This window comes from Pedobacter sp. 01N416 (assembly GCF_056399685.1).
Window position 1 is genome coordinate 1 of the sequence record NZ_JBFTRT010000143.1, and the last position, 10,189, is coordinate 10,189.

General features: G+C 39.8%; 7 protein-coding genes, 1 tRNA gene and 2 riboswitches. All 8 genes read left to right on the forward strand.

Annotated features, from left to right (window positions below):
• Positions 1 to 856: hypothetical protein (locus tag AC1DND_RS09990; protein WP_477581265.1), on the forward strand; the 856-nt coding region annotated here is incomplete at its 5' end.
• 231 nt (positions 857 to 1,087) lie between these two features.
• A complete protein-coding gene (locus AC1DND_RS09995) occupies positions 1,088 to 2,341 on the forward strand; it encodes a hypothetical protein (protein WP_477581267.1) in 1,254 nt (417 codons plus the stop codon).
• 429 nt (positions 2,342 to 2,770) lie between these two features.
• Complete coding sequence (locus tag AC1DND_RS10000; RefSeq protein ID WP_477581268.1) at positions 2,771 to 4,405, forward strand: TldD/PmbA family protein; 1,635 nt, start codon at positions 2,771 to 2,773, stop codon at positions 4,403 to 4,405.
• 2 nt (positions 4,406 to 4,407) lie between these two features.
• Positions 4,408 to 5,724: a TldD/PmbA family protein gene (locus AC1DND_RS10005; RefSeq protein WP_477581270.1), complete on the forward strand. Its 1,317-nt coding sequence runs from the start codon at positions 4,408 to 4,410 to the stop codon at positions 5,722 to 5,724.
• 222 nt (positions 5,725 to 5,946) lie between these two features.
• Positions 5,947 to 7,587, forward strand: a complete 1,641-nt coding sequence (locus tag AC1DND_RS10010) for a TldD/PmbA family protein (protein ID WP_477581272.1) — start codon at positions 5,947 to 5,949, stop codon at positions 7,585 to 7,587.
• 450 nt (positions 7,588 to 8,037) lie between these two features.
• Positions 8,038 to 8,135, reverse strand: a riboswitch (SAM riboswitch).
• 759 nt (positions 8,136 to 8,894) lie between these two features.
• Positions 8,895 to 8,965: transfer RNA gene (locus tag AC1DND_RS10015), tRNA-Cys, on the forward strand.
• Positions 8,966 to 8,969: 4 nt separating this feature from the next.
• Positions 8,970 to 9,070: riboswitch (SAM riboswitch) on the forward strand.
• A gap of 79 nt (positions 9,071 to 9,149) precedes the next feature.
• The gene (locus AC1DND_RS10020) at positions 9,150 to 9,329 is read left to right on the forward strand and encodes a hypothetical protein (RefSeq protein WP_477581273.1); all 180 of its coding nucleotides are present in this window, start codon (positions 9,150 to 9,152) and stop codon (positions 9,327 to 9,329) included.
• Positions 9,330 to 9,379: 50 nt separating this feature from the next.
• Positions 9,380 to 9,961, forward strand: coding sequence for a DUF4833 domain-containing protein (locus AC1DND_RS10025; protein WP_477581275.1), 582 nt, complete (start codon positions 9,380 to 9,382; stop codon positions 9,959 to 9,961).
• Positions 9,962 to 10,189 lie beyond the last annotated feature (228 nt).

A 10,189-nucleotide genomic window follows, 5' to 3' on the forward strand; every position in this document is an offset into this window, starting at 1 on the left:
GTTGAAGGAACAATCGACATTGCCTCCTGCAACTTTTAAAACCAGAAGCAATGATCTAGGTATCGACCAAAAGCTGTTGCGGTTGCGTTACGGACAGTTTTTGGGAGAAGAAAACGAAACTGAAATCGGCGGCGATCATGATGATCACGATGAACATGCGGAACATAAGAGTGAGGGCGAAAAGTTTGGTGATGTGAGCAGCATAATGGACAAATATGCCCACAAACATGATATCGCAGAAGACGCTACCTTCTTCGAACCAGAAATGAAGGCACAGCTAAAGGCCGTTTTAACTGAAATGTGGAATGCCGAACTCCGTTTAAGAACTTATAAACCCCAGGAAGCATTACCTTACGAATATAAAGCGCTGAGGTTACTGAAAGATCTGCAACAAAAATCGCGGGCTTATGTGGCTAAAACTACCGTAAAAACGGCAGCATTAAAACCTGAGAAACGTTTAACCGGGGAACTGGATAAGATTACACAGCCGGTTCAGAAAATGTCGTTTGAGCAAAAAGAAAAAAGAACGGCCTTTTTAAAAGCAGCGCTCGCCTTACTGGAGAGCAGAAAAACAGGAAAAAAGTTCATCGAACAAGATCAATTCTTACTTGGCGAAACTGAGAAATACATGATCGGAGCCGCAGCCGATCATCCTTCTACCTATTTAAATGCCTTAAGCAGTTTAAGAAAATTAAGCACAGGCAATAAACTGATAATGAGCGATATTGATCTGGTTCAACAGGCTATACAAAAAATGATCAATACCGAAGCAGCAAAACCGCAGACACAAAGTACTGCCCCAGCTTCTGCATTGTATCAAAGCTATTTTAACAACCTCAACAAAACCGGCAAGTAGATATGGAATTTAAATACATCGCTATTCTGGAATATCAGGAAACTGAATATTTACGGTTATGGCTTAAGTGCAGCTGAACTGAAAAACCTCAAAGGATACCAGATCACCTTTCACCCTTCGGCAAATCCTGGCGGGATCATTTCTGCCAACTGGCCGGCGAAATTAAAAACCAGTGAACCGCTTCAAGTTCAGGGAACTTATCAAAACTCAGGGAGCGAAACGGTTAAACTTTTGTTCAAAGGTTTAGGTAAATCAGTAGATTCGATCGCTATCGAGGCAAAATCGAATAAATCCTTTTCATTTAAAACGAATCCTAAACAAACAGGAAAAGCCATTTACGAATTAATTGCGCTGCAAAAAAACGATACCCTGGCCAAAGAATCCGTGCCGGTTCAGGTTAGCGATCAGACACCCATGAAAGTGCTGATTTTAGCTTCTTTTCCCGACTTCGAATATAAATTTCTAAAAAATTGGCTGTACGAAAATCAATATCCATTGGCTTTCAGAAGTCAGATCAGTAAAAACAAATTTGCTTTCGATTTCCTTAACATAGATAGCATAAACCTTAATCAGATCAATCCATCATCCTTAAAAAAATTCGACATCCTGATTATTGATGAAGAAGAATTAGCAGCTATTAGCCCCAACGAAAGGTCATCAATAAATCTTGCGGTTAATAACGGAATGGGCTTATTGATCAGGGTTGCAAATACAAAAGCTTTGACAACGCTTAGTGGTAAATTTGGCCGTTTTGAATCTCCTGTTTTAAAAGGTAAACCATTAAATTTAATCGTAATAGAAGATCATCACAAATTTAATCCGTTACCACTTGAACAAGCTGTATTTTTAAGGGCTAACCAAACTGATCAGCCCATTGTTGCCGATACCAGCGGTAAAACAGTGGTTAATAGTAGCATCGGCGGTTATGGCAAAGTATTAGTCTCTACGCTTTCCGCCACATACAATTGGTTACTTTCAGGGCAAAAAACTGATTATGCAACCTATTGGTCTAAACTTTTGGCCAATGCAGCAAGGAAAAGAAACGATATTCAGTCTGTAAACATCATTCCTCAATTCCCTGTTATTCACCAAAAAATGAAGATTATTGCAGATCTGGTAGCATCAGACAGGATCCCACAATTAAAAATCGATAGTATTTTACTCAGTCCACGACAAAACATGGAGCTTCCTTTCCAATGGGATGCTTTATACTGGCCTCAAAAATCAGGCTGGACTAATTTAGAAGTAAATCAAGCCATAGAGCCAGTATATATCTACAAAAAAACAGATTGGCTGGCACTCAAAAACCAACAAAAACTTGATGGAACCCGTCAGTTTATCAAAAACCTGAGTACTACTGAAGCCAAAAACAAATTAACAGATACTATTCTAGAGGAAGAATTATCACTTTGGTGGTTTTTTGCAGGGTTTCTGTTTGCAACTGGCTTTTTATGGTACGAATCAAGGATATTGGCGGTTAAATAAGTCGCGCGCTTACTGTCATTCTGAACGCAGTGAAGAATCCTCCTACAACGGAACAGTGCAATCTGATAAAGATTCTTCACTGCGTTCAGAATGACAAACCCCATTAATTGCTAATGCTCGTTTTTAACGAGCGTTTAATAACTCATCGTTTGCAGCGACGAAATCGTTTAACGATYTCTGCACTCGTTTGGAAACGAGCGTAAGCATTAGCGGATCTAACAAAAAATCTCTTACTATAGATTTCTCCATTTCGCTACTGATGAAAAATCAGCAGCTTCAGTCGAAATGACGAAATTAACTTTACTAAAAACATCTTTTCACAAAAAACAGATCCTTTTTCAGCATTGAAACTAAAATGTTATAATCAATTTCCAATTTTCGCTTCACAATTGGCTATATTGAAAGCGTAAACTAACTAAATTCAACCAATTGAAAAGAAAAGACTTCCTCTACTTATCCGGAATGGGTATGGGTGCCCTACTCCTTCCCGACCTTTCTGCATTCGGAACTCCTATAGACCCTTTACAGGCCTTAGATGGAGTAGATGTTAAAATTAAAAAGGAACTGGCTGATGTTGCACTAAATGCGGCAAAATCAAAAGGTGCAACATATGCCGATATCCGCATCGGGCGTTATTTAAACCAGTTTGTAGCCACCCGCGAAAAACGTGTTCAAGGCGTAGCTAATACCGAATCGTATGGTGTAGGCATTCGTGTTTTAGCCAATGGCTGCTGGGGCTTTGCTGCCACAAACAATGTAACCAAAGATGCCATTGCCAAAGCAGCCGAACAAGCGGTTGCCGTTGCAAAAGCCAATGCCAAAATACAGGGCGAACCGGTTCAACTGGCTCCGCAAAAAGGTTACGGCGAGGTAAGTTGGAAAACACCAATCGAAATTAATGCCTTCGAAGTTCCGGTAAAGGAGAAAGTAGACCTGCTTTTGAATGTAAACGACGTGGCCATGCAGAATGGAGCCAATTTTGTAAACTCCGTTATTTTCGCGGTTAATGAGCAGAAATACTTCGCATCTACTGATGGCTCTTACATCGATCAGGATGTTCACCGCATTTACCCAACTTTTAACGTAACCAAAGTAGACCGCGAATCGGGTAAATTTAAAACACGTAATGCATTGAGTGCACCTTCGGGTAAAGGTTATGAATACATGCATGCCCGCCCTGAAGATAAAGTTACTGGTGTTGTAACCCGTTATAAAGGCCGTTATGATATGCTGGAAGATGTTAAAGAAGCAGCCCGTGTAGCAACAGAAAAAGTAAAGGCAAAATCGGTTGAGCCTGGTAAATACGATCTGGTTTTAGATCCTTCACACCTTTGGCTAACCATCCATGAATCTGTTGGTCACCCAACAGAATTAGACCGTGTTTTGGGCTACGAAGCCAATTATGCAGGCACCAGCTTTCTTACCTTAGATAAATGGGAATCAAAAAATTTCAAATTTGGCAGTGATAAAGTAAATATTGTAGCCGATAAAACCCAGGTAGGTTCGTTAGGTGCTGTTGGCTACGATGATGAAGGCGTAAAATGCAAAAAATGGGATCTGATCAAGAATGGGATACTCACAAGCTACCAGGCCATCCGCGATCAGGCACACATTATCGGCTTAACAGAATCAAATGGCTGTTGTTATTCGCAGGGCTGGGATGATGTTCAGTTTCAGCGTATGCCAAATGTTTCACTACAGCCAGGCAAAGAAAAACTGAGTGTCGATGATATGATCAAAAATGTTGAAAAAGGCATTTACATCATTGGCGACGGAAGTTTTTCTATCGATCAGCAACGTTACAATTTTCAGTTCGGCGGACAGATATTCTACGAAATTAAGGAAGGTAAAATTGCAGGTATGCTTAACGATGTAGCCTACCAGGCCAGTACGCAAGAGTTCTGGAATTCGTGTAATGCCATTTGCGATGAAAGCGATTACCGTTTAGGCGGTTCATTTAATGATGGAAAAGGACAGCCTTCTCAAAGCAGTGCCGTATCGCATGGCAGTGCCACTACCCGGTTTAATGGAGTTAATGTTATCAATACAGCAAGAAAAATATAATTATGGCCATATTAAGTAAAGAAGAAGCCCAGGCGATATTAAAAAAAGTAATCGGTTATTCGAAAGCCGATTTCTGTGAAGTAGGTTTAAACGGTTCTGATGGGGGAAATATCCGTTATGCCCGCAATGCGGTTTCTACCGCAGGGCAGATCAGTACCATGAGTTTAGGTGTAAGCTCCACTTTTGGTAAAAAAACTGGTTCGGCAACGATAAATGAGTTTGATGATGCTTCCTTACAAAAGGTGGTAAAAAGAGCAGAAGAACTGGCCATGCTGGCACCAGAAAACCCTGAGTTTATGCCTCCGTTAGGTCCACAAACTTTTCCAGAATCGAATACATATAATGCTAAAACTGCTGCCATGACTCCTGATACCAGAGCCGAAATGGTAGGAAAAAGTTTAAGTGTATCAAAAGCAGCTGGTTTAGATGCGGCCGGTTTCTTAGAAAACTCAACCCGTTTTAACGCGATCATGAACTCTAAAGGTTTGTTCGCCTACAATAAAGGCACTGATGTTTCTTTTTCGGTAACTGTTAGAAACAAGCAAGGAACAGGATCAGGCTACGTTGAGCAAGGCTTTAATGATCTCGACAAAATGGATACCCTGGCACTTAGCAAAATTGCAGCAAGCAAAGCCAATGGTTCTGCAGGTGCAAAAGCCATTGAACCAGGAAAATATACTGTTATTTTAGAACCACTTGCAGCCAGCGATATAATCGGTAATATGTTTAGGGGTTTTGATGCCAGAAGTGCTGACGAAGGCCGGAGCTTTATGAGCAAAAAGGGTGGTGGTACACGTTTAGGAGAGCAATTGTTCTCAGAAAACGTAAATATCTACTCTGATCCAATGAATACTGAAATCCCATCTTCTACATTCACAGGCGAAGGTTTACCGGTAAAAAGAACGCAATGGGTTGAAAAAGGGGTAGTTAAAAACCTGTCTTATTCAAGATATTGGGCTGCTCAAAAAAATGTTCAACCGCTTCCTTTTAGCCGCAGCATGGTCATAGAAGGTGGAACACAATCGTTGGAAGACCTGATCAAAAGCACTGAAAAAGGCATATTGGTTACCCGTTTCTGGTACATCCGTTCGGTAGATCCACAAACCTTATTACTTACCGGGTTAACGCGTGACGGTACTTTTTACATCGAAAATGGTGAGATTAAATTTCCGATCAAGAATTTCAGGTTCAACGAAAGTCCGGTAATTATGCTCAACAATGTTGAAGCTCTGGGTAAACCGGTGAGAACAGGGAGTGGATTGATTCCACCAATGAAAATCCGCGATTTTACGTTTACTTCTTTATCAGATGCGATTTAAATAACACGCTTACATGAGATGTCACCCTGAGCGGAGTCGAAGGGCATCATCCAATCRTCATTTCGAGCGGAGTGCAACGAAGTCGAGAAATCTGCCTAGATAGATCTCTCCATTCCGCTGCGCTTCAGTCGAGATGACGACTTTTCTTTTGGATCCGTCCAAGGTAGTAGAGTCGAAAGGCTTAATGTTACCATACAATAACGAATTAAAACAACTATAAAATTGAGAAGAAGAGATTTTTTATATATGACAGGTGTTGGCCTCGGCACCAGCATGATGCCCAATATACCTGCCTTTGGCAAAATTATTTCTGTTGAAGAATCTTTAACGCCTGTTGATATTGCCCTAAAGAAAAAAATGGCCGATGTTGCCCTCAACGCTGCAAAAAGCAAAGGTGCAACTTATGCCGATGTACGCATTGGACGGTATTTAAATCAGGTAGTGGCGACTAGAGAAACCAGGGTAGAAAACATCTCCAATTCCGAATCTTATGGTTTAGGTGTTCGTGTTATCGCCAATGGAAGCTGGGGTTTTGCCGCTACCAACAACATGGATAATGCCAGCATCGCCAAAGCTGCAGAAACTGCCGTAGCCATTGCCAAAGGAAATTCTAAACTCATGGAAGAACCTGTTCAATTGGCGGCGCAAAAAGGATATGGGGAGGTAAGCTGGAAAACACCAATCGAAATCAATGCCTTTGAGGTACCCATTGCCGACAAAGTTGACCTGCTTTTAAAGGTAAATAGCGAGGCGATGAAAGGCGGTGCAAAATATATCAGTTCCAATCTGTTTATGATCAATGAGCAGAAATATTTTGCGTCAACCGATGGTTCTTATATCGATCAGGATATCCACAGGATATGGCCAACCTTTACCCTAACCAAAACAGATGCGGCCAGTGGTAAGTTCGAAACCAGAAATGCCTTAAGTGCACCAATGGGTATGGGTTTTGAATACCTTAAACCAAAAGACGAAGAAAAAATTAAAGGTGGCCCAGTAACACTTTACAAAAAACGATACGATATTTTGGAGGATGTACGCGAAGCAGCTGTACATGTTGATGAAAAACTAAAAGCCAAACCTGTTGCCCCTGGCAAATACGACCTGGTTTTAGATCCTTCTCACCTATTCCTAACCATCCACGAGTCTGTTGGTCACCCGACAGAGTTAGACCGTGTTTTAGGTTATGAGGCGAATTATGCAGGAACCAGTTTCTTAACACTAGATAAATGGGAAAGCAAAAAATTCAACTTCGGGAGTAAAGAGGTAAACATCATTGGCGATAAACTAGAAGTGGGTTCATTAGGCGCAGTGGGTTATGATGATGAAGGCGTAAAATGTGGCCAATGGGATATTATTAAAGATGGGATTTTGGTGAATTACCAGACAATAAGAGATCAGGCACATATTTTAGGTTTGAAAGAATCACAGGGTTGTTGCTATGCTGATAGCTGGGATAGTATTCAGTTCCAAAGGATGCCAAATGTTTCATTAGCACCTGGAAATACTGCTTTAAGCGCGGCAGATATGGTTAAAAATGTAGAGAAAGGCATTTACATGTTTGGCCGTAACTCTTATTCTATCGATCAACAGCGTTATAATTTCCAGTTCAGCGCACAACTGGCCTACGAAATTAAAGATGGCAAAATTGTAGGCATGTTTAAAGACGCTGCTTATCAAGCCAATACACAAGAATTCTGGAATTCCTGTGTACAACGCTGCGATAAAAACGATTACAGGTTGGGTGGGACATTTTCGGATGGAAAAGGTCAGCCAGGACAAGCAAGTGCCGTTTCACATGGAAGTGCAACTACCCGTTTTAACGGAGTTAATGTGATTAATACAGGAAGGAAATTGGGGTAACTTGATTATTTTTTTGCAACTTTTCTCAACGCGATCGTCATGAGGTTGTATCATAAATATAGATTGTCATCCTGAGCCTGTCGAAGGGCCTGTTAAATACGCTTTGAGGTGTTTCGACAAGCTCAACATGACAGCATTTGAAGTGAAATCGCCTTTATGATACAATCTCATTTTTTATGCAAAAWAGACCCWGATCCCGAACATTCGGGACAGGGTGACGACGCTAAGTAAAGAATAACAAAGGGGCATTCTATCCAGACATGCCCCTTTTTCTAACCAAATATAAACCTGTTATGAACCAGGAGTTTCTTTATACATCTTGATGATGTTAATGATGCGTATTAACACTAGCCCACAGAAAACCATATAGCATGGGTACAGGCCGTTTAAACAACTGTTATGCTTTAATGAAATCCCTAACAGGAAACGTGAGTTTACTTGTTATTGGTTAATTTATAATCTATTGCTAGATCAGTTTGAGCACTTTTTCCTATGGAAAGTTGCTAGAAGTTCAACGAGTACTGACTCTCCCTTCTTCTGTATAAATCAACTAATTAATGGTGGTGAATTAATTAGAGTAATAACCTAAACTAGTGGTGGTGATTAGTTAGGCCGTTCCTGATACCCCGGCAACTTATTGACTGAAATACATGACCACCATAATATTCTATCAAAAGGCCCCGGGGTACCAGGATTTTTAAATAAGAATATCTGAATGAAAACCTTTAGCAGGTGATCCGTATCTTAGCTTATATTAGCGGCAACAGCAGTTATACTGATCTGAATAATTGATCAGGGAATATGGCTGAGGTTGTCTGCGGAGTTTCATATTGAACGTAAATTTGCTGGTGAATTATTTTATTTTTTTGTAAAAGTATAAACTTCACTTAATTTAAACAAGTATTCCTATAGATTTTATAGATTTTATTTGTAAACGATTGATTTACAGAATAATAATTTGCAATTATTGACTTAAACTGGAGTTTGTCATTCTGAACTCAGTGAAGAATCTTTAATTATTAAAGATACTAAAGTCAACTGTAAGATCCTTCGTTGCACTCAGGATGACAAATTGAGAATGCGATCGTCATCCAGATTTGATAGCTATCTGATTTTTCCTGGATCTATCTACAATTTATTCACATACACAAACAACTAAAAATCAACAAATTAAGCCATAAAACAAGTTAAAAAACCACAAATTCTTCAAAAAAACTACTATTTCTATAGAAATTATAGTAATTAATTTTTACTTTTGCTGAGTCTTCTTCAAAAAGTGAATCTAAAGCTGCTTGAAAAGATCATATAGTCATGTGGCCGAGTGGTTAGGTAAAGGTCTGCAAAACCTAGTACGGCGGTTCGATTCCGTCCATGACGTCTAATACTTATCAAGAAAGACGTAGGGAATGGCCCTTTGATGTCTTAGCAACCTGTTTGATTAACAAGGTGCTAATTCCTTCTGCAATGGCAGAAAAGATGAGTTTGAAAACAGATCCCTTTACTGTTTTCGGCGAACGATCAATGGCTATCCCTTCCAAAATTGGAAACCTAAATTTAATAATATGTCAGTTTATTTTGATTATCCATCCATCAGGGATTTTTTCGAGATCCACGGAAACACTTCTTGCGAAAAATTAGATGATTATGAACATTGTAAGGCAGAATCAGAGCGGCTTTATAATGAACAGCTTAACGAGATCAATGAGGAAACTTCACATGATCAACCCAAAACCGACACTTAAAAATTATTCAAATCCTTAGCCTAAACGCTCCTTTAAATAACAAGCCTAAAATGTATTCAACACAACCCAGACTACCCATTTTACTCAAAACCTTATTCACTATAGTTTTAACCTTTTTCCTCTTTTCACCCGAAACATGGGCACAATCGAAAGATCCATCCCCTATCAGTTTTCCTACGCCTAGAAATGTAGATCACATGTTATTTTATCTTCAACGTGACCCGAATACCAACACCCTGATCTACGCACTAAACCTAAAAGAAAATGGCAGCATCAATGCTAATGCTCCTATTCAGGTTTATTGGATCCGCTATGGTGAAAAAGGACAGAAAAAAGACCTGGGCTATATCCAACGGAAGTTTGCATATGGTATCGATACGAAGGAATTGGGGGCAGATAAATATGAATTCAGGTTTGTATCGCATAAAAAACTAGCTTTTTATCTGCAGAGGTATAGCGATAAAAGTTATCACGTTTCGGTAACCCTAAACAACCGGACCATCAGGGTTACACGATTGTTTATCAGGATACAAGGTGGCAGTTTCTGGCTTCCGAATGTAAAATATGCGGAAGTGGAAGGCACAGAAGAATCGACAGGTAAACCAGTAGTGGAACGGATAAGTGTGAAGTAAACTAATTGTTGCTCAAGTTAAGATGTCATGTTGAGCCTATCGAAACACATTGATTGTCCTTCGACAGGCTCAGGATGACAAATGAAAAAAAATAAATAAAAAATCATAATTGACATTTAATTATGAAGTCCTCTACTATTTCGGCTCTTTTTTATTGTCTACTGCAGTACTAAATGTTTTGTCAAACTCTCCCTTTATCCATTGTACTTTTCCGAACGACTGTATGCC

Bases quoted from the DNA above. Each gene is read 5' to 3' on its own strand.
- AC1DND_RS10005 (WP_477581270.1), top strand. From the start codon at position 4,408: ATGGCCATATTAAGTAAAGAAGAAGCCCAGGCGATATTAAAAAAAGTA.
- AC1DND_RS10020 (WP_477581273.1), top strand. From the start codon at position 9,150: ATGTCAGTTTATTTTGATTATCCATCCATCAGGGATTTTTTCGAGATC.
- AC1DND_RS10025 (WP_477581275.1), top strand. From the start codon at position 9,380: ATGTATTCAACACAACCCAGACTACCCATTTTACTCAAAACCTTATTC.